Source organism: Agromyces sp. NPDC060279 (assembly GCF_042726785.1).
Lineage (GTDB): Bacteria > Actinomycetota > Actinomycetes > Actinomycetales > Microbacteriaceae > Agromyces.
In genome coordinates this window covers 432,387-454,427 of sequence record NZ_JBHXBK010000002.1, presented here as the reverse complement: position 1 = coordinate 454,427, position 22,041 = coordinate 432,387, and the positions used below count along the sequence as shown (strand labels likewise).

General features: G+C 73.3%; 22 protein-coding genes and 1 pseudogene. 5 read left to right on the top strand and 18 right to left on the bottom strand.

Going from position 1 to position 22,041, the window contains the following annotated elements; all coding sequences use genetic code 11:
- Window positions 1–42 precede the first annotated feature (42 nt).
- From ACFWE1_RS10810 to ACFWE1_RS10775, 8 genes and pseudogenes are all read right to left on the bottom strand, one after another.
- The gene (locus ACFWE1_RS10810) at window positions 43–1,284 is read right to left on the bottom strand and encodes an ABC transporter permease (protein ID WP_376933454.1); all 1,242 of its coding nucleotides are present in this window, start codon (window positions 1,282–1,284) and stop codon (window positions 43–45) included.
- On the bottom strand, window positions 1,281–1,991 hold the full coding sequence (locus tag ACFWE1_RS10805; RefSeq protein ID WP_376933453.1) for an ABC transporter ATP-binding protein: 711 nt from the start codon (window positions 1,989–1,991) through the stop codon (window positions 1,281–1,283). Before ACFWE1_RS10805 ends, ACFWE1_RS10810 begins: the two co-directional genes overlap by 4 nt.
- Window positions 1,988–3,025 (bottom strand): efflux RND transporter periplasmic adaptor subunit, encoded by a 1,038-nt coding sequence (locus ACFWE1_RS10800; protein ID WP_376933452.1) that lies wholly within the window; start codon window positions 3,023–3,025, stop codon window positions 1,988–1,990. The genes ACFWE1_RS10805 and ACFWE1_RS10800 overlap by 4 nt, the downstream gene beginning before the upstream one ends.
- A gap of 107 nt (window positions 3,026–3,132) precedes the next feature.
- Complete coding sequence (locus ACFWE1_RS10795; protein ID WP_376933451.1) at window positions 3,133–4,806, bottom strand: ribonuclease J; 1,674 nt, start codon at window positions 4,804–4,806, stop codon at window positions 3,133–3,135.
- A 72-nt stretch (window positions 4,807–4,878) separates the two neighbouring features.
- Window positions 4,879–5,853 carry a 4-hydroxy-tetrahydrodipicolinate synthase gene (gene dapA / locus ACFWE1_RS10790; RefSeq protein WP_279399741.1) on the bottom strand — a complete coding sequence of 325 codons (975 nt, stop codon included), beginning with the start codon at window positions 5,851–5,853 and terminating at the stop codon, window positions 4,879–4,881.
- Window positions 5,854–6,600: 747 nt separating this feature from the next.
- A pseudogene (locus tag ACFWE1_RS10785) lies at window positions 6,601–6,750 on the bottom strand (type IV toxin-antitoxin system AbiEi family antitoxin domain-containing protein); the annotation flags it as partial.
- 212 nt (window positions 6,751–6,962) lie between these two features.
- Complete coding sequence (locus tag ACFWE1_RS10780) at window positions 6,963–7,523, bottom strand: dihydrofolate reductase (protein WP_376933450.1); 561 nt, start codon at window positions 7,521–7,523, stop codon at window positions 6,963–6,965.
- A complete protein-coding gene (locus ACFWE1_RS10775; protein WP_376933449.1) occupies window positions 7,520–8,329 on the bottom strand; it encodes a thymidylate synthase in 810 nt (269 codons plus the stop codon). Before ACFWE1_RS10775 ends, ACFWE1_RS10780 begins: the two co-directional genes overlap by 4 nt.
- 122 nt (window positions 8,330–8,451) lie before the next feature.
- Between ACFWE1_RS10775 and ACFWE1_RS10770 the strand changes: the two genes are divergently transcribed.
- The 4 genes from ACFWE1_RS10770 to ACFWE1_RS10755 all read left to right on the top strand — a co-directional run bounded on the left by ACFWE1_RS10770 (window position 8,452) and on the right by ACFWE1_RS10755 (window position 10,838).
- On the top strand, window positions 8,452–8,907 hold the full coding sequence (locus tag ACFWE1_RS10770) for a TlpA family protein disulfide reductase (protein WP_376933448.1): 456 nt from the start codon (window positions 8,452–8,454) through the stop codon (window positions 8,905–8,907).
- A complete protein-coding gene (locus ACFWE1_RS10765) occupies window positions 8,894–9,376 on the top strand; it encodes a DUF4395 domain-containing protein (RefSeq protein WP_376933447.1) in 483 nt (160 codons plus the stop codon). Before ACFWE1_RS10770 ends, ACFWE1_RS10765 begins: the two co-directional genes overlap by 14 nt.
- 140 nt (window positions 9,377–9,516) lie before the next feature.
- Window positions 9,517–9,942, top strand: coding sequence for an OsmC family peroxiredoxin (locus ACFWE1_RS10760; protein WP_243568651.1), 426 nt, complete (start codon window positions 9,517–9,519; stop codon window positions 9,940–9,942).
- Window positions 9,943–9,944: 2 nt separating this feature from the next.
- On the top strand, window positions 9,945–10,838 hold the full coding sequence (locus tag ACFWE1_RS10755; protein WP_376933446.1) for a TIGR01777 family oxidoreductase: 894 nt from the start codon (window positions 9,945–9,947) through the stop codon (window positions 10,836–10,838).
- Window positions 10,839–10,881: 43 nt separating this feature from the next.
- Here the strand turns inward: ACFWE1_RS10755 and ACFWE1_RS10750 are convergent, their stop codons facing one another.
- Entirely contained in the window at window positions 10,882–11,316 is a 435-nt protein-coding gene (locus ACFWE1_RS10750; RefSeq protein ID WP_376933445.1) for a hypothetical protein, read from the bottom strand.
- Complete coding sequence (gene dapB, locus ACFWE1_RS10745; RefSeq protein WP_376933444.1) at window positions 11,313–12,065, bottom strand: 4-hydroxy-tetrahydrodipicolinate reductase; 753 nt, start codon at window positions 12,063–12,065, stop codon at window positions 11,313–11,315. The genes ACFWE1_RS10750 and dapB overlap by 4 nt, the downstream gene beginning before the upstream one ends.
- Before the next feature lie 69 nt (window positions 12,066–12,134).
- On the opposite strand from dapB, the gene ACFWE1_RS10740 reads away from it, so the two are divergent.
- The gene (locus ACFWE1_RS10740) at window positions 12,135–12,620 is read left to right on the top strand and encodes a GNAT family N-acetyltransferase (protein ID WP_376933443.1); all 486 of its coding nucleotides are present in this window, start codon (window positions 12,135–12,137) and stop codon (window positions 12,618–12,620) included.
- A 45-nt stretch (window positions 12,621–12,665) separates the two neighbouring features.
- Here the strand turns inward: ACFWE1_RS10740 and ACFWE1_RS10735 are convergent, their stop codons facing one another.
- The 8 genes from ACFWE1_RS10735 to ACFWE1_RS10700 all read right to left on the bottom strand — a co-directional run bounded on the left by ACFWE1_RS10735 (window position 12,666) and on the right by ACFWE1_RS10700 (window position 22,017).
- Window positions 12,666–13,268: a histidine phosphatase family protein gene (locus ACFWE1_RS10735; protein WP_376933442.1), complete on the bottom strand. Its 603-nt coding sequence runs from the start codon at window positions 13,266–13,268 to the stop codon at window positions 12,666–12,668.
- 37 nt (window positions 13,269–13,305) lie between these two features.
- Window positions 13,306–14,688, bottom strand: a complete 1,383-nt coding sequence (locus tag ACFWE1_RS10730) for a M16 family metallopeptidase (protein WP_376933441.1) — start codon at window positions 14,686–14,688, stop codon at window positions 13,306–13,308.
- A gap of 60 nt (window positions 14,689–14,748) precedes the next feature.
- Window positions 14,749–15,801 carry an aldo/keto reductase gene (locus tag ACFWE1_RS10725; protein WP_376933440.1) on the bottom strand — a complete coding sequence of 351 codons (1,053 nt, stop codon included), beginning with the start codon at window positions 15,799–15,801 and terminating at the stop codon, window positions 14,749–14,751.
- Between the two features lie 74 nt (window positions 15,802–15,875).
- Entirely contained in the window at window positions 15,876–16,703 is an 828-nt protein-coding gene (locus ACFWE1_RS10720; RefSeq protein WP_376933439.1) for an HpcH/HpaI aldolase/citrate lyase family protein, read from the bottom strand.
- A complete protein-coding gene (locus tag ACFWE1_RS10715; RefSeq protein ID WP_376933438.1) occupies window positions 16,700–17,230 on the bottom strand; it encodes a MaoC family dehydratase in 531 nt (176 codons plus the stop codon). The genes ACFWE1_RS10720 and ACFWE1_RS10715 overlap by 4 nt, the downstream gene beginning before the upstream one ends.
- A 16-nt stretch (window positions 17,231–17,246) precedes the next feature.
- The gene (locus tag ACFWE1_RS10710; RefSeq protein ID WP_376933437.1) at window positions 17,247–18,413 is read right to left on the bottom strand and encodes an acyl-CoA dehydrogenase family protein; all 1,167 of its coding nucleotides are present in this window, start codon (window positions 18,411–18,413) and stop codon (window positions 17,247–17,249) included.
- The gene (locus tag ACFWE1_RS10705) at window positions 18,398–20,404 is read right to left on the bottom strand and encodes a biotin carboxylase N-terminal domain-containing protein (RefSeq protein ID WP_376933436.1); all 2,007 of its coding nucleotides are present in this window, start codon (window positions 20,402–20,404) and stop codon (window positions 18,398–18,400) included. Before ACFWE1_RS10705 ends, ACFWE1_RS10710 begins: the two co-directional genes overlap by 16 nt.
- 5 nt (window positions 20,405–20,409) lie before the next feature.
- Window positions 20,410–22,017, bottom strand: coding sequence for a carboxyl transferase domain-containing protein (locus ACFWE1_RS10700; RefSeq protein WP_376933435.1), 1,608 nt, complete (start codon window positions 22,015–22,017; stop codon window positions 20,410–20,412).
- Between the last annotated feature and the right edge of the window lie 24 nt (window positions 22,018–22,041).

Here is a 22,041-nt window from a genome sequence, read left to right as displayed (position 1 = left end):
CCGGCAGCTGCGCGGGAATGTTCCGGATCCGGGTGCGCACGCTCAGAACCGGATCGCGTCGATGACCCGCACGCGGATCGCGGCGAACGCCGGCAGGAGGCCTGCGAGCGCCCCGACGAGCACGGCGGAGCCGAGCCCGATCACCGCGGCCTCGATCGGGAAGCCGGGGAGGTCCTCGAGCTCGCCGCCGCCGAGCAGCATGCTCATCAGCGGGCTGCGCACGAGCAGGATCGCGACGCCGACGCCGACGACGCCCGCGACGAAGGTACCCACGACGCTCTCCATCATCACCGCGAAGAAGACGCGGCCGGCGGTCGCGCCGAAGGTGCGCCGGATGCCGATCTCTCGGATGCGGGTGCGCACCGTCACGAGGGCGATGTTCACGAGCCCGAGCGCGCCGAGCAGCAGGATGACCACGGCGACCCCGATGACGAGCAGCTTGACGAAGAGCAGCGGGTCCTCGCCGAAGGCGGCGTAGTCGGTGCGGAAGCCGTCGACCTGGACGCCCTCTCCGAGCGCGGCCGCGAAGTCGCGGCGGATCGCCTCGATGATCGGGTCGGCCTGGTTCTGATCGATCCACGCCTCGAAGCTCGGCAGCAAGCTGCCCATCATGGACGAGCCCGTGCCGCCCGGCACCGGCAAGGCGGCGTATGCGTCGGCGAGCATGAACGCGCTGGGCTCGGTGTCCCACTCGCCGTTGCGCGGCGTGACCCCGACGACGACCGCAGTGCGGCCGCCCTCGCCGAGGAGCTCGACCGTCGGGTGCGTCGCGAGCGGCGGTCGCCCGAGCCGGTCCCAGAAGGCCTCGCTGATCACGACGGCGGGGGCGAGCCGTTCCGCGTCGCTCGCGTCGAACCAGGTGCCCTCGCTGACGCGCACCCGGTGGATGATGCCGTACGCCGGATCGACCGCCTGCACCGGCACCGTCACGGCGCCGTCGGTGAACTGCACGAGCATCTCACCGAAGCTGAGCCGCGTGCCGTACGCGACACCGTAGCGCTCGAGGACCTCGGTCCAGGCCGACGAGACCGACTCGGCGTCGGGCGGCGTGGCGGCGTTGACGTTGAAGGTCGCCGTCGCGGCCCGACCTCCCCCGCGCTCCGAGGACTCGCGGACCCCCTGCTCGGCCACGGCACCCGCGCCGACGACGGTCGCGAGCGCGCACACCGCGACCGCCACCCCGACGAGCGACAGCAGCACGCGTCCCCGGTGGATGCGCAGCTCCTCCATGGCCTCGACGACGGCGCTGACGAAGCCGGTGCCGAGCCGCGCGAGCGCGTTCATGCGGCGCTCCCGGCCGGGACCGGCTCGTCGAGGGGCACGAGACGCCCCTCGCTCAGCCGCAGGTGGCGGTCCGCGCGGCGCGCGATCGCCGGGTCGTGCGTGATCGTGACGAGGGCGGCGTCGGTCTCGGCCGCGACCTCCTCGATGAGCTCCATCACCGTGCCGCCCGTCTCGAGGTCGAGGGCGCCGGTCGGCTCGTCGGCGAGGATCAGCCGGGGGCGGCGCACCAGCGCCCGCGCGATGGCGACACGCTGCTGCTCGCCGCCCGAGAGGCGCTCGGGCTTCGCGTCGGTGCGCTCGCCGAGGCCGACCCGCCCGAGCATCTCGCGCGCGATCCGCTCACGACGCCAGAAGGAGGCGCCGCCGGCGTAGAGCAGCGGGGTCTGGACGTTCTCGAGCGCCGTGCGCCCCGGAAGGAGGTTGAACTGCTGGAAGACGAAGCCGATCTCCTGCCCCCGCATGCGGTCGCGCCGGGCGCCGCGGAGCCTCGCGGCATCCTCGCCGAGAATGCGCAGCTCGCCCTCGGTCGGACTGTCGATGAGTCCGAGCAGGTTGAGCAGCGTGGACTTGCCGGAACCGCTGCGTCCGACGATCGACACCCGCTCCCCCGCCTCGACCGTGAGCTCGACGCCGCGGAGGATCGTCAGCGGCTCCGCGTCGGGGATCTGCACCGTACGGCCGACGTCGACGGCCTCGATGAGGCTCATCCGAGGCACACCTGGCTGCCGTCGGGCAGGAGCTCACAGCCCTCCATGCCCGGCGCGACGGCCGGAGCACCCGGGACGAACTCGAGGATCGTGTCGCCCTCGGCGAGGCCCTCGGCGACCGCCACCTGGCTGCCGTCGCTGAGGCCGAGCTTCACGCTCCGCTCGGTCTGCGCGCCTTCGGCGTCCACGAGCCACACCACGCCGGTCTCCGCCCCGCCCTTCACGGCGGTCGTGGGGATGATGAGCACGTTCTCGGCCGATCCGGCCTGGATCGTCACCTCGGCGGCGAGGCCCGGGAAGACCCGCACGTCGCCGGGCACCGCGCAGCGCACCGTGGCTGCGGTCGCGGTGCCGTCGCCCTGACCGCCGCCGTCCTCGCCGTCGCCGCCACCGCCGGTCTGCGGCGTGCCGATGGTGAGACCGGTGCAGACGAACGGCGCAGGGCCGCCGGTGATCGCCACCGTCGCCTCGCTCGGCTGCTGCGTGAGCCGGTACTGCTGCTCGGGGCTCAGCGTCGCCGTGACGTTGAAGGTCGGCGGGGCGACCTTGCCCGCGGCGGCCCCGGTCGTGACGGGCTGGCCCTCGATGACGTCGAGCGAGCTGAGCACGCCGTTCGCCGGCGCGAAGACCTTCTCGAAGTGGAACGTCGGTTCCGCGGGCACCTGCATCGGCTGCCCGTCGGGCCCCGGCTCCTCGACCATCGCGGGCGGGTCCTCGACCTTGATGTCGAAGATCTTGTCGCCCTTGGTCACGGTGCTGCCCGCGCCGATGAAGATCTCGTCGACCGTGCCCGTCCCCGTCGCCTTCACGGTCACGGCGGCGTCGGCGTTCACCGTGCCGCTCAGCACGAGGTCGTTCGTGATGGTGCCGGTCGAGACGACGACCTCGGGCTGGGTGAGGCTGCCGCCCGGCTGCAACGCCGCATCGTCCTCCGCCCGGTCCGGGAAGAAGGCGAGCTTGACGAGCGCCACTGCGACGACCGCGACGAGCACCACCCGGATGATGGGAAAGATCCACTTGCGCCAGACGCCCACGACACCCCAATCCTTCGGCCCGTCCCCCGGCCACTGGACCACCCTATGGGGTGAAACGGCTCCGCTTCGTCCCTCTCGGGGATGAATCCGGGAAAACCCCGAGCGGGCTACGCCTCGATCACGAGCGGCACGAGCATCGGGCGCCGGCGCAGCCGCCGGTTCACCCAGGTGCCGAGCGTGCGGCGCACGATCTGCTGCAGCCCGTACGCATCGCGCACGCCGTTCTGCGCGGCATCCGCGAGGGCGCCGACGATCTTCGGCTTCACGTCCTCGAAGACGGCGTCGTCCTCGGCGAAGCCGCGGGCGTGGATCTCCGGGCCGGAGATGACCCGCCCGGTCGCGGCGTCGACGACGACGATGACCGAGATGAAGCCCTCCTCGCCGAGGATGCGGCGGTCCTTCAGGTCGGCGTCGGTGATCTCGCCCACCGTGGACCCGTCGACGTAGACGAAGCCCAGATCGAGCTGGCCGGCGACGCGTACCTCGCCGTCCTTCAGATCGAAGACGGTGCCGTTCTCGCCGATGAAAGTGTTGCGCTCCGGGATGCCCGTGTCGCGGGCGAGCTTCGCGTTCGCGACGAGGTGCCGGTACTCGCCGTGGATCGGCAGCACGTTGCCCGGCTTCAGGATGTTGTAGCAGTACAGCAGTTCGCCGGCCGCAGCGTGGCCCGAGACGTGGACCCGGGCGTTGCCCTTGTGCACGACGTTCGCGCCGAGCTTCGTGAGCCCGTCGATGACGCGGTAGACGGCGTTCTCGTTGCCGGGGATGAGACTCGAGGCGAGGATGACGGTGTCGCCCTCGTCGATCTCGATCTGGTGGTCGCGGTTCGCCATGCGGCTGAGCACGGCCATCGGCTCGCCCTGCGAACCGGTCGACATGTAGACGATGCGCTCGTCGGGGATGTCGCCGGCCTTCTTGTAGTCGACGAGCACGCCGTCCGGCACCTTCAGGTAGCCGAGCTCGGCGGCGATGGTCATGTTCCGCACCATGCTCCGGCCGAGGAGCGCGACCCGGCGGCCGTTCGCGTGCGCCGCGTCGAGCACCTGCTGCACACGGTGCACGTGGCTCGAGAAGCTCGCCACGACGACCTTCTTCGTCGCCCGCGAGATCACCTGGTCGAGCACCGGGCCGATCTCACGCTCGAGCGGGGTGAAGCCCGGGACATCCGCGTTCGTCGAGTCGACCAGGAACAGGTCGATCCCCTCCTCGCCGAGCCGGGCGAAGTCGCGCAGGTCGGTGAGTCGGCCGTCGAGCGGCAGCTGGTCCATCTTGAAGTCGCCGGTGGCGAGCACGTTGCCCGCCCGGGTCTTGATCGCGACGGCGAGCGCATCGGGGATCGAGTGGTTCACCGCGACGAACTCGAGGTCGAAGGGGCCGAGCGTCTCGCGCTGCCCCTCGCGCACGGTGAGGCTGTACGGCTGGATGCGGTGCTCCTTGAGCTTCGCCTCGACGAGCGCGAGGGTCAGCGTGGAGCCGATCAGCGGGATGTCCGCGCGGCGCTTCAGCAGGTAGGGCACGGCGCCGATGTGGTCCTCGTGGCCGTGCGTGAGCACGACGCCGACGATGTCGCCGAGGCGGTCCTCGAGGAAGCCGAAATCGGGCAGGATGAGGTCGACGCCGGGCTGGTGCTCCTCCGGGAAGAGCACGCCGCAGTCGACGATCAGGATCTTGCCGTCGATCTCGAAGCTCGTCATGTTGCGGCCGACCTCGCCGAGGCCGCCGATCGGGATCACGCGCAGCGTGCCCGCCTCGAGCGTGGCGGGTGCAAAGACGTCGGGCATAGGCCCTCCTTCGTGTTGATGTTCAGTTGACGGTGCGGGCCGCGCGGCCCAGCGGATGTCTCGGTGCGCCGTTCAGCGCGTGGTGCCCGCGATCTTCGGCAGGGCGCCGCCGGCGGCGGCGTTGCGATCGGGGCGGAAGTTGTGGAAGTCAGCGCCGGGCACGCCCTGGACGAGCGCGATCTCGTCCTCGATGAGGGCGGCCTCCCACTCCTCGGGCCCGACGAGCGGCAGGCGCACGCGCGGGCTGCCGATGCGGCCGAGGCCGTGCAGGATGTACTTCGCCGCCACGGTGCCCGGCACGTGCGTCATGGTCGCACGAACGAGCGGCTCGAGGCGCTGGTGCTCGGCCGTCGCCGCGGCGAGGTCGCCCCGGTTCACGGCGTCGACGATGGCCCGGTAGGGCGCCGGCGCGATGTTCGCGGTGACGCCGATGAGGCCGGTCGCCCCGATCGCGAGGTGCGGGAGCACGTTCGCGTCGTCACCGGAGAAGTACATGAGATCGGTCTGGTTCAGCACCCGGCTGACCTCGCTGAAATCGCCCTTCGCGTCCTTCACGGCGAGGATGTTCGGGTGCTTCGCGAGCCGCAGGATGGTCTCGTAGGTGATCGGCACGCCCGTGCGACCGGGGATGTCGTAGAGGATCACCGGAAGATCGGTGGCGTCAGCGACCATGCGGAAGTGCGTGAGGATGCCGGCCTGGGTCGGCTTGTTGTAGTACGGCGTGACGATCATGATGCCGTCGGCGCCGGCCTTCTCGCTGTGCTGGTACAGCTCGATGGCGTGGGCGGTCTCGTTGGAGCCGCCGCCGGTGATGATCTTCGCCCGGCCCGCCGCGACGTCCTTGCCGACCTCGACGAGCCGCAGCTTCTCGGGGTCGGTCAGGGTCGAGGTCTCGCCCGTGGTGCCGGTGACGACGATGCCGTCGGCACCGTTCGAGATGACGTCGTCGATGTGCTTCTCGACCCCGGGCCAATCGACTTCGCCGTCCGCCGTCATGGGCGTGACGAGCGCGACGAGCACTTGTCCGAAGGGGTTTTCCTGAGTCACGCCCACCAGGCTATCGGTTCCGCGCGCCGGACGACGATCCGTTGCGCGAGCGGAGGGACCGCCTGCGCGAGTCGCACGACGAACGGCGGGATGCTGCGCCGCAGCCGGCGCGCCGTCGCGATCATCGTGCGACTCGACGCGCAAGGTGACGCCCCGCACGAGATCCTTGTGGCGCTTCGAGGCGGACGACGACGATCCGGGAGCGTCGACATGGTTCGCCTTGCCGTCCGCCTCGAGGATCAACCGGTCGCCGAGCACGAAATCGACCCGGCCGACCCCGGGGATGCGCACCTGCGAGCGAAGCTCGAGGCCGAGCCCGCGCAGTCTGAGCCGGAGCAGCGACTCCAGCCCGCTGTCGGCGTCCCACCGCGCGAAGTCGACGAGCCAGCGATGCTTCGCAGGGAGCCGCGCACGGAGCGTCGCCACGCCCTGCCGGCTGATGAATCGTCTGCGCATCGCCGATTCGAGTGCGACGAAGAACTCCTCCGTTCCCCGGCAGCCGTGCAGCTGGAGGAGCGCCTCGCCGAGAGACGCTCGAGGCTCCGTCGTCGACGCCCGGCTCCAGTGCGTGACACAGCGGCAGCCCTCGTGTCGCCGCCGTCGCCCGGTGCGCGGCATCGACACGTGCACCGTCTCGGGCGCTTCGAGCACCCAGAGCCCGGCGGCGTGGACTCGGCTGAGGCATCCGAGCGCTCCCCCATGACGGACCGCCGTCTGCACCGGCGCCGGGAGGTCGGGGACGGCGTAGACGCCCTCTCGGAGCCGGACGATCTCGCCGTCGGCGAGCGCGCGGGCGAGGGAGGACCGGTCGATGCCGCTCGCCGCGAGCTCGCTGGTGCGGGCGACGCCGCCCGAGATGGAGCATCGGCGACGGACGAGGGCAGGAGCGACGGGCATGCGAGCAGCCTGTGCGGTTCGGTCCCGCCTTGCATCCCGGCGCGGCGCATCTGTGCACGACTCCGGCCGACCGGCGCCCGGTGAGGACGAGGAACCGGCGGGTGCATGAGCGCGAGTCGCACGACGGATCCGACGACGCGCGGGCCGAACGGGCGCGCCGGGCGAATCGTCGTGCGACTCGCGCCGGGCACGGTCGGCGGCGCGGGGGCGGTTCAGCGCACGTAGCTGAGGAAGCGGTAGCGGATGCCGGAGCGGGAGGTGTGCCAGTGCGGCTCGCCGTCGGGCTCGGGGTCGCCGGCCTCCAGCCGCCACTCGGCGCCGCGCCCGGGGGCGAAGGCGTCGCCCGCGACGTCGAGGTCGAGTTCGGTGACCTCCAGGCGGTCTGCACGCGGCAGGGCCTGGCGGAAGAGCTCGCCGCCGCCGATGACCCAGACGCGGACGGCCTCGCCCGCGGCATCCGCAGCGTCCGCGGCGAGCGCGAGCGCCTCGTCGAGCGAACCGGCCCGCTGCACCCCCTCGGCGGACCAGTCGCCCTGCCGCGTCACGACGACGTTCGCCCGGCCGGGCAGCGGGCGGAAGCGCTCGGGCAGCGAGTCCCAGGTCTTGCGGCCCATGACGACCGGCGCGCCGAGCGTCACCGCCTTGAAGTGCGCGAGGTCCTCTGGCACGTGCCAGGGCATGCCGCCGCCGGCGCCGATCACGCCGCCGTGGGCCTCGGCCCAGACGAGCCCGATGCGCACGGCGGGCGCCGAAGCGGCCGGGGCGTCGCTCATACCGCGACCGCGCCGCGGATGGCGGGGTGGTGCTCGTAGCCCTCGACGACGAAGTCGTCGTACTCGTAGTCGAGGATCGACTCGGGCTTGCGCGCGAAGCGCAGCGTCGGGGCCGGGTAGGGCTCGCGCTCGAGCTGGGTGCGCACCTGCTCGAGGTGGTTGTCGTAGATGTGGCAGTCGCCGCCCGTCCAGACGAAGTCGCCGGGCTCGAGGCCCGTCTGCTGGGCCACCATGAGGGTGAGCAGCGCGTAGGACGCGATGTTGAACGGCACGCCGAGGAACAGATCGGCGCTGCGCTGGTACAGCTGGCAGGAGAGCTTGCCGTCGGCGACGTAGAACTGGAACATGGCGTGGCACGGCGCGAGCGCCATGTCGGGGATGTCGGCGGGGTTCCAGGCCGAGACGATGAGCCGGCGCGAGTCGGGCGTCTGGCGGATCTGCTCGATCACCTGGGCGATCTGGTCGATGTGCTCGCCGCCGGGCGTCGGCCAGGAGCGCCACTGCACGCCGTACACCGGCCCGAGCTCGCCCTCGGCGTCGGCCCACTCGTCCCAGATGGTGACGCCGTGCTCCTGCAGCCAGCGCACGTTCGAGTCGCCGCGGAGGAACCAGAGCAGCTCGTACGCGATCGACTTGAAGTGCACGCGCTTCGTGGTGATGAGCGGGAATCCCTGCGCGAGGTCGAAGCGGATCTGCCGGCCGAACACGCTCGTGGTGCCCGTGCCGGTGCGATCGGATTTGTGCGTGCCGTGCTCGAGCGTGTCGCGGAGCAGGTCTTCGTACGGGGTCGGGATCGCGGCTGCCACCCCTCGATGCTAGCCCCGGAACCGGGGGCAGCGGGCGTGCCGCGCTGAGCCGCCGGGCGTCACGCCGCGTCACCGGGCGCAACATGCTCGCGGGCCGGTTCCTGCGCGCCTAGCATCGCCGCATGAACTGGACCGCGGCGCTCCTCGTCGCCGTCGCGCTGCTCGGCGCGGCGACGGCGCTCGGCCTGCTGCTGCGCGCCCGCAGCGGCCGGGTGCTCGTCGCCTCGGGCGGCACGGCGGATGCCTCGGCGGCGGCCGCTGCGCTCGGCGTGGAGCCCGCCGTCTTCGGCGAGCGGGCGACCCTCGTGCAGTTCTCCACCGCGTTCTGCAGTCGCTGCCCCGGCACCGCCCGGCAGCTCCGCGCGCTCGCCGCAGAGACCGAGGGCGTGCGGCACGTCGAGATCGATCTCACCGACGCGCCGGAGCTCGCGGCGCACTTCGCCGTGCTGCAGACGCCGACCACGCTCGTCTACGACGGGGCCGGCCGGCAGCGCGCCCGCATCGGCGGGCCGCCCCGCACCGAGGAGCTCGCCCGGCTGCTCGACTCGCTCACCAGGAGGACCCGTGTCCAGAGCTGAACCCACCGCCATCGACCCCCGGGGACCGCGCTTCAGCGCCGCGATCACCGCGGCGCTGCTGCTCGTCGACGTCGTGCTCGGCCTCGCCGGCGCCGAGCTCGCGGCGTGGCTGCTGCTCGCGGTGCTCGCCCTGCTCTTCGCGTGGGGTGCGTTCGCCGGGGTCGCCCGGCATCCGTTTGGGGTGCTCTACCGGCGCCTCGTCCGCCCGCGGCTCGCGCCGCCCGCGGAGCTCGAGGACCCGCGCCCGCCGACCTTCGCCCAGGGCGTCGGCCTCCTCGTCGCCGGCACGGGCGTCGTGCTTGGCGCGCTCGGCCTCCCGCTCGCGGTGCCGATCGCGGCGGCCGCCGCATTCCTCGCGGCGTTCCTGAACGCCGCGTTCGGGTTCTGCCTCGGCTGCCAGCTGTACCTGCTGCTGATCCGGGCCCGGGTGATCCGTCCGGCCCGTCCGATCGCCGGCTCGCTTCGCTAGGCTGGATGACGGCTCGAAGACGAGCTCCGGCGGGCGGCCGAACGGCACGCCGGGCACCGGTCCGCACGGCCGGAGCCCGCGTCCTGAGACGCCCGGCGCACCGAACGAACGCCGGATCCCGGCGCGAAGAGGAGGACCCCATGGCCGTCACGAGCGAATCCACCACCGTCTGGAACGGGAGCCTCGTCGCCGGCTCCGGCAGCGTCCGCCTCGATTCCTCGAAGCTGGCCGAGTTCAACGTGAACTGGCGCGCGCGCTCGGAGGGGGCCGACGCCACGACGACGCCCGAGGAACTGCTGGCCGCGGCGCACTCCTCCTGCTTCTCGATGGCGCTCTCGCACGCGCTCTCCGGCGCGGGGCACGAGCCCGAGAGCATCCAGACCACCGCCGCCGTGACCTTCGAGGCCGGCAAGGGCGTGCTCGGCAGCCACCTGCTCGTGAGCGCGCGCGTCCCGGGGCTCAGCGAGGCGGAGTTCCAGACCTTCGCCGAGGACGCCAAGCAGAACTGCCCGATCTCGCAGGCGCTCGCCGGCATCCCCATCACCATCGAGGCCGAGCTGGCCTGATCGTGCGCGTCCTCGTCGCCGGCGCGTCCGGCTTCCTCGGCACCGAGTTCGTAGCCCGCGCGCGGGCCTCGGGGCACGAGGTCGTCCGGCTGGTGCGCCGTCCGGCGTCCGCCGGCGACGAGTCCGCGTGGGCGCCGGAGCGCGGCGAGGTCGAGTTCGCCGAGATCGAGCGCGCCGACGCGGTCGTGAACCTCTCCGGCGCCTCGCTCGCGCGGCTGCCCTGGACCCGCGACTACCGCGCCGAGATCGTCGCCTCGCGGGTCGCGGCGACGCGCACCCTCGTCGAGGCGATGCGGCAGGTTGCCTCACCGCCCGCGGCGCTGCTGAACGCCTCGGCGGTGGGTGCCTACGGCGACCGGCCGGGCGAGACGCTTCCCGAGTCGGCCGAGCGCGGCGAGGGCTTCCTCGCCGAGGTGGTCGCCGTCTGGGAGGCCGAGGCGCTCCGCGCTCCCGCCGGCAGCCGCACCGTGCTGCTGCGCTCCGGCATCGTCGTCGGTCGCGGCGGGGCGATGCGCCGGATCGCCGGGCTCACCCGCTTCGGGCTGTCCGGCCGGCTCGGCGACGGACGCCAGCACTGGCCCTGGATCGCCCTCGACGACGAGATCGGGGCGATGCTGCACCTGCTCGACTCCGAGCTCGACGGCCCGGTGAACCTCGTCGGCCCCGCGACGGCCACGGCCGATCATGTGCTCGCCGCGCTCGCGACGCGGATGCGACGACCCTACGTGCTCGCCGTGCCTGCGCCGCTCCTGCGGCTCGGGCTCGGCGTCGCCGCCGACGAGCTGCTGCTCGCGGACCAGGCCGCGGTGCCCGAGCGGCTGCTGTCGGACGGCTACCGCTTCGCCCGTCCCTCGGTCGAGACGGCGCTCGACGCGATGCTCGCCGCCACGCGCTGACGCAGGCCTGGGAGCGGCCTGCGCGCGCTCGCGCGACCGCGGTTCAGGCCCGGGAGAGCTCGATCGCCCGGCGCACGGCCTGGCGGGCCCGCCGCCGGTCGCCCGCGGCGTCATAGACGAGGCCGAGCCGCAGCCAGGCGCGCCACGACTCGGGCTCGGCCTCGACCGCGAGCCGGAACTCGTCGAAGCGCTCGGTCGCGGCCTGCCGCTCCGGGCGGCCGCTCGGCAGCGTCGGCAGTCCGAGCTCGGTGCCGCCCTCCTCCGCGAGGCTCGTCATCAGCGTCTGCGAGCGGGCGCCGAAGAGGACTTCGCGCCACAGCGCCCAGGCGCCGATCAGCGGCAGCACGAGCAGGGCCACGCCGATCGCGACGGCGATGGGTTCGCCGGTGCCGATGAACTGCACCGCCCGCCAGCCGACGAGCACGAGGTACACGCCGAGCAGCACCGCCATGACGACGGCGCCGATGCGCACGCTCATCGTGCGCCGAGCCCGAGCTCGAGCAGGGCGTCGAGCCCGACGCTCACGCCCTCCGCCTCCGGCGCGCGGCGCAGGGCCAGCAGGATGCCCGCCTCGTAGGAGCTCGAGGAGAGCGTCGAGTGCGTGATCTGCAGGGTCTCGCCGTCGCCGCCGAGGAGCACCCGCTGCTCGGCCAGGAGCCCGGTCATGCGGAGGCTGTGCACGGGGATGCCGGCGACGAGCTGCCCGCGGGCGCGCTGGTCGACGTGCGGCGCGGCGACGGGCGGCTCGCCGGCGGCGGCGCGGGCCTCGCCCATGAGCTCGGCCGTGCGCACCGCGGTGCCCGAGGGCGAGTCGACCTTGCCGGCGTGGTGCGCCTCGACCACCTCGATCGAGTCGAAGAAGCGCGCCGCGAGCGCGGCGAAGGCGGTGCCGAGCACGCTGCCGATGGAGAAGTTCGGGACGAAGAGCACGGCCCGCGCGCCCTCGGTGTCGCGGACGAGCCGCTCGATGCCGACGATGCGGTCGGCCGACCAGCCGGAGGTGCCGACGACGACGGGGATGCCGCCGCGCACCGCGTGCTCGACGATCGCCGCGCTGGCGGCAGGGTGGGTGACGTCGAGCACGACGTCGGCGCCGTCGAGGGCGCTCAGCGGCGTGCGGGAGTCGAGCCCGGCGTGCAGTTCGAGGTCGTCGGCTGCCTCGATGAGCTTCGTCGCGAGCTGTCCCATCTTGCCGGTGGCCCCGGCCACCGCGACCCGTATCGTCACCCGACCAGCCTATCGCGGGCGGGCCGGCGCCCGGCCGGCCGGTCGCTGCGACGGCCGTAGGCTGGGCCCATGCTGCAGCACCGACAGGTCGACGTCGCCGACGCGGACGCGCAGGCCATGCTCACGGCGTACTTCGCCGAGCGGGCCGAGGGATTCCCGCCCGAGCAGGGCGAGTACCGCCCGACGTTCCCGGATCCGGCCCAGTTCGCCCCGCCGGCCGGCGCCTTCCTGCTCGTCGTCCGCGAGGACGGGCAGCCGGTCGGCTGCGGCGGCGTGCGGCGCATCCAGCGCTCCCCCGAGCCCGATCGGCTGATCCGCTTCGAGGTCAAGCACCTCTGGCTCTCCCCGGCCACGCGCGGCGGCGGCGAGGGCCGGCGCCTGCTCGACGCCCTCGAGCAGCGGGCGCGCGAGCTCGGTGCGCAGGAGCTCGTGCTCGACACCAACCGGAGTCTCGAGGCGGCCGGCGGCCTCTACCGCGCGAGCGGCTTCACGCCGATCGAGCCGTACAACGCGAACCCGAACGCGACGGACTGGTTCGGCAAGCGCCTCGGCTGAGCCATCCCGCGGCCGTCGGGCCGCCGAGCCGGCGACGCGAGCCGCTCAGAGCGCGTAGGGCTCGGGCAGGCCGGTGCGCAGCTCGGGCGGCAGGTGCGAGAGGTCGTTGTGCACGACGAGGCTCCACGGCCGGCCCGGCTTCTGCGTGAGCACCGTGAGGCCGCAGTTCGCCTGGTTGATCGAGACCCAGCGCCAGTCGGGGGCGCCGAGCACCTCCCGGACGAACCACGCGATGACGAAGTTGTGCGTGATCAGCAGCTCGTGCCGGTCGTCTCGGTGCGAGCGGAGGAACTCCGCCACGGCGTCGGCCATTTGCGCGCTGCCGGCCTCGATCTCGGCGTCGGTCACGGCGCCGAAGAAGGGCGCGTACGCCGAGGGGGTCTCGGGGGCCGGGCCCGAGGGGATGCAGTCGAACAGCAGGGCCGAGGGTTCGGGGGTCACCGCCGGGAGCTTCGCAGCGATGATCCCCGCCGTCTCCGCCGCACGCTGCAGGGGCGAGTGCCAGGCGGCGTCGAAGGGGATGCCGCCGAGCCGCTCGGCGAGCAGCTCCGCCTGACGGCGGCCCCTCGGTGAGAGCGGTCCGTCCGGCATGCCGTGCTCGGCGTCGAGCTGCTCGCCATGGCGTACGAGGTAGAGGTGGTGTGCCACGAGGTTTCGATTCCCTGTCGTCGATCGGATGCCGCGCTCAGGCGACGCTGGTCGCGGAGACGGCCTCGGCCGCTCCGCTGAGGGCGGCCTCGTCGGTCGCGCCAACGGCGACGACCGAGAAGGGCCGCGAGACGAGGTCTGCTGCGAGCGCCCGCACATCGTCGACGGTGACGAGTGCGATGCGCCGGAGCGCCTCATCGAGATCCTGGAACTCGCCGAGCGTCAGCTCGGCACGGCCGAGACGCGACATGCGCGTGTCGGAGTCTTCGAGGGCGAGCGCCGAGGCGCCGCCGAGCTGGCCCGCCGCCCGGGCGAGCTCCTCCGGGGTGACGCCGTGCTCGGCCAGCCGCTCGAGCTCGCCGCGGAGCAGCTCGACGACGGTGCCGGCCTTCTGCGGTGCGCACCCGGCGTACATGCCGAAGAGCCCGGCGTCGGAGTACGCGGGGGCGAAGGAGTACACGGAGTAGGCGAGGCCGCGACGCTCCCGCACCTCCTGGAACAGGCGCGAACTCATGCCGGAGCCGAAGATCGCGTTCAGCACGCTCATCGCCGGGCGCCGCTCGTCGGAGGCGACGAGGCCGGGCACGCCGACGAGCAGGTTCACCTGCTCGATCGGCCGCTCGACGACCGTGAGCTCGGGGCCGCGCTCGAGCGGGGCCGGCACCGCCGTGCGGCGCTCGACCGGGGTGCCCGGCTCGTCCATGCGCCAGCCGGCGTTCGCCAGTGCGCCCTCGAGCAGCCGGACGAGCTCGTCGTGGTCGACCGCTCCCGCGACGGTGACGACGAGGTCCTGCGGCCGGTAGTTCGCGCGATAGTGCTCCCAGACGGCGTCGCGCGTCGCCGCGCGGATCGTCTCCGGCGTGCCGCCGATGGGACGGCCGAGCGGGTGCTCGCCGAGCACGGCGGAGAAGAAGCGCTCGCCCGCGACGTCGGCCGGGTCGTCGCCGGCCATCGCGAGCTCCTCGAGGATGACGCCGCGTTCGGTCTCGAACTCGTCGGCGTCGAGCAGGGACGAGGTGAACATGTCGGCGAGCACCTCGACGGCCATCGGCAGATCGCGGTCCTGCACCTTGGCGTAGTAGCAGGTGTGCTCCTTCGCCGTGAGCGCGTTGTGCTCGCCGCCGACCGCGTCGAAGGAGACGGCGATGTCGAGCGCGCTGCGCCCGGCGGTGCCTTTGAAGAGCAGGTGCTCGAGGAAGTGCGTCGAGCCGTACGTGGCCGGATGCCCCGCCCCGGTGGGCTGCTCGTCGCGCGAGCCGACCGCGACCCAGAAGCCGATCGTGGCGCTGCGGGCGCCCGGCACCTGCTCGCTCAGGACCCGCACCCCGGAGGGGAGGACGCTGCGCCGGACGAGCGACTCCCCGGCCGCCCGGAAGGAGAGCTCGGCCAGGCCGAGAGGGAGGTCGACAGCGCCGTTCATCCCGAACAGCCTAAGCCACGTCCCCCGGAGGTGGGTCGCCCCAGTCCGGGCGGCCGCGGTTCAGGCGGAGGCGCGGTCGAGCTCGACGAGCTCGGAGCGCTGGAGCTGCACGGAGCCGGCCGCGAGGAGCGCGTCGACCTGTTCGGGGCGCGAGACGCCCGCGACCGGCGCGGCGACCGTCGGGCGCGACTGCAGCCAGGCGACGGCGATCGTCGCCGTGGTGACGCCGTGCTCCGCGGCGATGTCGTCGAGCACGGCGAGCACGCGCTGACCGCGGCGGCCGAGGTGGCGAGCCACGCGCGCGCCGCGCGCGTCGTGCCGGAGCTCGGCGCGACGGCGCACCCCGCCGCCGAGGAAGCCGCCCGCGAGGGCGAAGTACGGCAGCACGGCGAGTCCCTGGGCGTGCGCGACCAGTTCGGGCGCGCCTTCGAAGCCGCGGCGATCCATCAGGTTGTAGGCCGTCGTGACGGTCTGGAACCTCGGCAGGCCGTTGGCGGCGAGCACCCGAGCCTCGATGAGCCGCTCCGGCGAGAAGTCGGAGGCGCCGATGGAGCGCACCTTGCCGGCTGCGATCAGCCGGTCGACGGCACCGAGGCTCTCCTCCAGCGGCACCTCGGCGTCCTCACCGTGGAAGAAGAGCACGTCGATGCGCTCGACGCCGAGACGCGAGAGCGAGGCATCCACCGCGCCCTGGAGCGATCGCGGCGAGAGGCCGCGGTACTCGGGGTGGCGGCCGGCCTTGGTCATCACGGTCATGCGGTCGCGGAGTCCGCGGTCGGCCAGCCAGGCGCCGATGATCTGTTCGCTGCGACCCGAGGCGTAGGCGTCGGCCGTGTCGATGAGCTCGCCGCCGAGGCCGGCGAAGCGGTCGAGGACGGCGAAGGATGCCTCGTGCGAGAGCGTCCAGCCGAAGACGCTGCCGCCGAGCGCGAGCGGGTGCACCGCGATGCCGGTGTCGCCGAGGGCGGCCTTCCGCGGCACCCGGATGGGACCGGAGACGGGGTTCGACTGGACCAGGACGTCGATGGGCTCGTCGATGACCTCGGCGTCGAACTCGAGCTCGACCGCTTCGCGCCCGCGCTGGGCGTCTCTCGTCATCGTGTGGCGTGCCACCGCTCCTCCTCCCCAGGATCGCTTTCGAGCGTACGGGGCGGGGATACCACTGGCCGTGAATGGCGGCCGAAGCGTTACCGAATCGTTGGCGAACCGCCCCCGCGGCGCACCACCGCCTCGGCCTGCCTGAGCAGCGGGGCGTCGACCATGCGGCCCTCGTACGCGAACACGCCGCGCTCCCCCGAAGCCGCGGCGAGGATGGCCCGGGCCTCCGCGAGGGCGTCCGGATGCGGTCGGTACGCCGCCCGCACGAGCTCCACCTGGCGCGGGTGCACGCAGGCGGTCGCCTCGAAGCCGAGCGCGACCGCGTCGTCGGCCTCGGCCCGCAGCCCGGCCTCGTCGTCGAGGTCGAGGTGGACGGCGTCGATCGCGGCGACGCCGTGCGCGGCCGCCGCGAGGCGCACCTGGGACCTGGCGTGCCTCGCGACGTCGCGATAGTGCCCGTCGGGGAAGCGGCTGGAGGTGCCGCCGAGCGAGGCGACGAGGTCCTCCGCGCCCCACATCAGCGCGATCACGGGGGCGAGCGCCGCCAGCTCCGCGGCGGCGAGCACGCCGCGGGCGGTCTCGCACAGCGCGATCACCTCGAGGTCGCCGAGCTCGACGAGGTCGGCGGTGCCCTCGCACTTCGCGAGCATGACCGTGCGGTACTCGGTGCGGGCGAGCGCCTCGAGGTCGGCTTCGAGCTGCCCGCTGTCCGCCGGGTTCACCCGCACGATCACCCGCTCCGGGTCGAGCGGGTGATCGACGAGCGCCCGGCGCGCCGCCGGCTTCGCCTGGCCGGCGACCGCGTCCTCCAAGTCGAGGATCACCGCGTCCGCGCGCGCGAGCGCCTTCTCGTAGCGATCGGGTCGGTCGGCCGGGCAGAACAGCAGCGCCGGGCCGAAGCGGAAGCCGCCGCTCACGATCGCGCCCCGCCCGCCGCGGCCCGCTCCCCCGCCTCGCGGGTCCAGACGAGCATGCTGCGCGTGCACCGCGCCACGACGACGCCGTCCTGGTTGCGCGAAGTGTGCCGCAGCGTCACGACGCCCTCGCCCGGCCGCGACGACGACAGCCGCTTGCCCTCGACCAGGCTCTCGCCCGAGAGCGTGTCGCCGACGAACACCGGCGCCGGGAACGCGATCTCGCCGAAGCCCAGGTTCGCGACGAGCGTGCCGAGCGTGAGCTGCGCGACCGACTGCCCGACGAGCGTGGACAGGGTGAACATCGAGTTCACGAGCACCCGCCCGAACGGCTGCGTCTCGGCGAACGCCCGGTCGAGGTGCAGCGGCTGCGGGTTCATCGTCAGCGTCGTGAACAGGACGTTGTCGGCCTCGGTCACGGTGCGACCGGGCCGGTGCACGTAGCGCACGCCCTCCTCGAACTCCTCGAACCAGAGGCCCCGCTGCACGATCTCGCGCAGCGCGGGCGTCTCGGCGGCGGCATCCGTCATGGCGACCTCCTCGCGCTCAGGCGACGAGCCCGAGCTCCCTCGTGATGATCATCAACTGCACCTCGGTGGTCCCCTCGCCGATCTCGAGGATCTTCGAGTCGCGGTAGTGGCGGGCCACGGGGTTCTCGTTCATGAAGCCGTAGCCGCCGAAGATCTGCGTCGCGTCCCTGGCATTGTCCATCGCCGCCTCCCCGCACACCATCTTCGCGATCGAGGCCTCCATCTTGAAGGGCAGCCCCGCGTCCATCTTGCGCGCGGCGTCGTGCCACGCCAGCCGCGCCTGGTGCACCCGGGCCTGCATCTTGGCGATCTTGAAGGCGATGTGCTGGTTGCGCCCGATCTCGTGGCCGAACACCACGCGGCTCTTCGCGTAGCGCAGCGCCTCCTCGAGGCATCCCTGCGCCGCGCCCGTCGCGAGCGCCGCGAAGGCGATGCGCCCCTCGTCGAGCCGCTGCAGGAAGTTCGCGTAGCCCCGGCCGCGCTCGCCGAGCAGGTTCGCGGCCGGCACCCGCACGTCGCGGAGCGTCAGCGGGTGGGTGTCGCTCGTGTGCCAGCCGACCTTGTCGTAGCTCTCCTCGACGGTGAAGCCCGGGGTGCCGTTCGGCACGATGATGCAGCTGAGCTCCTTCTTCACGGTGCCGTCGGGGAGCTCGCGCTCGCCGGTGACCGCGGTGATGGTGACGAGCTTCGTGATGGGCGTGCCGGAGTTCGTGATGAACTGCTTCGAGCCGTTGATCACCCACTCGTCGCCGTCGAGCACCGCGGTCGTCTGCGTGGCGCCGGCGTCCGAGCCGGCGCTCGCCTCGGTCAGGCCGAATCCGGCGAGCGCACGACCGGCGACGAGGTCGGGGAGGAACTCGGCGTGCTGCTCGGGGGTGCCGTTGCGGTAGATGGGCATGACGCCGAGGCCGACGCCCGCCTCGAGGGTCACGCCGATGGACTGGTCGACGCGGCCGAGGGCCTCCACCGCGAGGCAGAGCTGGAAGTAGGACTTGCCGAGCCCGCCGACGGACTCCGGGAACGGCAGGGCGAACAGGCCGAGCTCCCCCATCTGCGCGATGATCTCGAGCGGCAGCCGGCGCTTCGTGTCGTACTCGTACGCGGCGGGCGCGACGACCGTGTCGGCGAAGTCCTTGACGCGGTCGAAGAGCGCCTGCTCCTCGTCGCTCAGCTGGTAGTCCACTGCGGTGCTCCTTGCTCGTGGGTCGTGGCCTCGTGGGCCTGGGGCTCGGCGACGCCGGGATCGGCGGGGCCGTGGTCGGGATCGGCGGCGGCCGGCTCGACGGCGGCGACGGCCTGCTCGCGGGAGACCTGCGCGCCGACCGCGACGGAGATGCGGGCCACACCGGCGAACGGGGCGACGACGCGGTGCTCCATCTTCATCGCCTCGATGGCGAGGATCGCAGCGCCCGCCGCGACGGTGTCACCGTCGCGCACGAGCACGGCCGTGACGGTGCCCGGCATGGGTGCCCGGAGCACCGGGTCGGCCGCTCCCCCGCGCTCCGCGGCGGCGAGACGGCGGTCGAGCGCGGCACGACGGTCGACCGGGACGATGCGCTGGGCGCGGCCGTCGGCGTGCACCCAGATCGCCCCGTCGGGAGCGCGGACGGCGAGGGCGTGCGGTTCCGCACGGGTGGCGGATGCCTCGCCGGCCCGAGCGGGCGCGGAGGCTCGCCAGCCGCGCTCGCGCTGCCAGGCGTGCGCGGCCGGCCCGGCGGCGGCGAGCGCCTCGGCCTCGGCGAGCGCGGTCGCCGAGGCGAGCGCCGCGGCACTCGGCTCCGCTCCCGCCGGCGCCTGACGCTGATCGATCAGACCGGTGTGCAGCCGCGCGGCGCGCACCTCAGGATCGTCGAGCAGCTCGCCGAGGTACTCGAGGTTCGTGTCGACCCCGAGCACGACGGTCTCGTCGATCGCCGCCCGGAGCCGATCGAGCGCGGTCGCGCGGTCGGGCCCCCAGGCGATGAGCTTCGCGAGCATCGGGTCGTAGTGGGCCGTGATCTCCTGCCCCTCCCGCAGGCCCGCATCGATGCGGACGCCCTCGCCGCCCGCCGGGCGCCACACGAGCACCGGGCCGGTGGCGGGCAGGAAGCCGTCCGCGGGCCGCTCGGCGTAGAGCCTCGCCTCGATCGCGTGCCCGTCGAGGTGCACGGCGTCCTGGCTGAGCGCGAGCGGCTCGCCCGCGGCGATGCACAGCTGCTGCTCGACGAGGTCGACCCCGGTCACGAGCTCGGTGACGGGATGCTCGACCTGCAGGCGGGTGTTCATCTCGATGAAGAAGAACTCGCCCGGCGCGGCATCCGAGACGAGGAACTCGACCGTGCCGGCGCCGCGGTAGTCGACGCTCCTGGCGGCCTCGCAGGCCGCCAGGCCGATGCGCTCCCGCGTGGCATCGTCGAGCAGCGCCGAGGGCGCCTCCTCGATGACCTTCTGGTGCCGGCGCTGCAGGGAGCATTCGCGCTCGCCGAGGTGCACCACCCCGCCGTGCGCGTCGGCGAGCACCTGCACCTCGATGTGCCGGGGCCGCTCGATGAAGCGCTCGAGCAGCAGCGTGTCGTCGCCGAACGCGGCCGACGCGACGCGGCGCGCGGTCGGCAGCGCCTCGGCGAGCTCCCCGCGGTCGCGCGCGAGCTGCATGCCCTTGCCCCCGCCACCGGCCGACGGCTTCACGAGGATCGGGTAGCCGACGGCCTCGGCGGCGTCGAGCAGGGCCGCGTCGTCGAGCGCGGGATCGGCGACACCGGGCACCACGGGGACGCCGCTCGCGGCGACGTGGCGCTTCGCGCGGATCTTGTCGCCCATGACCTCGAGCGCGCGCTCGCCGGGGCCGACGAAGACGAGCCCGGCCTCGGCGCAGGCGCGGGCGAAGCCGGCGTGCTCGGAGAGGAAGCCGTAGCCCGGGTGCACGGCCTCGGCTCCGCTCTCGACCGCGGCGCGCACGAGGCGCTCGGGATCGAGGTAGCTCTCGACCGCCGGCGCCGGGCCGATGCGCACCGCGCGGTCCGCGAGGGCGACGTGCGGGGCGTCCCGGTCGGCGTCGGAGTACACGGCCACCGCCTCGATGCCGAGCCGCTGCAGGGTGCGGATGACCCGCACGGCGATCTCGCCGCGATTGGCGACGAGCACACGGTCGAAGGGCCGGGGGCCGGCGGAGCGGCGCAGCTGCTGATTGGTCATCGCCATCACATCCTGAAGAGGCCGAAGCGCGGCTCGGGCAGCGGGGTGCGGCTCGCGAGCTCGAGGGCGAGCGCGAGGACGGTGCGGGTGTCGCCGGGCTCGATGATGCCGTCGTCCCAGAGCCGCGCGGTCGAGTGGTACGGGCTGCCCTGCTCCTCGTACTGCGCGCGGATGGGGGCACGGAACGCCGCCTCGTCCGCCTCCGGCCAGTCCTCGCCCCGCGCGGCGAGCTGGTCGCGCTTCACGGTGGCGAGCACCGAGGAGGCCTGCTCCCCGCCCATCACCGAGATGCGGGCGTTGGGCCACATCCAGAGGAAGCGGGGCGAGTACGCGCGCCCGCACATCGAGTAGTTGCCGGCGCCGAAGGAGCCGCCGATGACGACGGTGAACTTGGGTACGCGCGTCGTCGCGACGGCGGTCACCATCTTCGCGCCGTCCTTGGCGATTCCGCCGGCCTCCGCGTCGCGGCCGACCATGAAGCCCGAGATGTTCTGCAGGAAGACGAGCGGGATGCCCCGCTGATCGCAGAGCTCGATGAAGTGCGCGCCCTTCAGCGCCGACTCGCTGAACAGCACCCCGTTGTTCGCGACGACGCCGATCGGGTGGCCGTCGAGGTGGGCGAAGCCGGCGACGAGGGTGTCGCCGTACTCCGGCTTGAACTCGGCGAATTCGCTGCCGTCGACGAGCCGGGCGATGACCTCGCGCACGTCGTAGGGCTGCTGCACGTCGACCGGGACGACGCTCGTGAGCTCCGCCGGGTCGACGGCCGGGGGTCGCGGCTCGCGAACGGCCCAGGCCCGCTCGGCGGGCGGCGGCAGCGTGGCGACCATGTCGCGGACGAGCTCGAGCGCGTGCTCGTCGTCCTCGGCGAGGTGGTCGACGACGCCGGAGGTGCGCGCGTGCAGCTCGCCGCCGCCGAGCTCCTCCGGGGTCACGACCTCGCCGATCGCGGCCTTCACGAGCGGCGGGCCGCCGAGGAAGATGGTGCCCTGCCCGCGCACGATGACGGTCTCGTCGCTCATCGCGGGCACGTACGCGCCGCCCGCGGTGCACGAGCCCAGCACGGCGGCGAGCTGCGGGATGCGCAGCGACGACATCGTCGCCTGGTTGAAGAAGATGCGGCCGAAGTGCTCGCGGTCGGGGAACACCTCGTCCTGCATCGGCAGGAACGCCCCGCCGGAGTCCACGAGCGAGATGCACGGCAGCCGCTGCTCGAGCGCGACCTCCTGCGCCCGGAGGTGCTTCTTGACCGTCATCGGGTAGTAGGTGCCGCCTTTGACGGTGGCGTCGTTGCAGACGACCATGACGGGGCGCCCGTGCACGAGCCCGATGCCGGTGATGAGGCCGGCCCCGGGCGAGTCGCCGCCGTACAGTCCCTCGGCGGCGAGCGGGGCGAGTTCGAGGAAGGGACTGCCCTCGTCGAGGAGCCGCGCCACGCGGTCGCGCGGCAGCAGCTTGCCCCGGGCGACGTGGCGCTCGCGGGAAGCCTCGGGCCCGCCGAGAGCGGCGCGGGCCAGCCGCTCGCGCAGCTCGGCGGCGAGCTCGGCGTGACCGGCGGCGTTCGCGATCGCGCGCTCGGATGCCGGGTCGACTGCTGACTGCAACGCGCCCATGTCCGCCTCTCCGTCGTGGCGTGG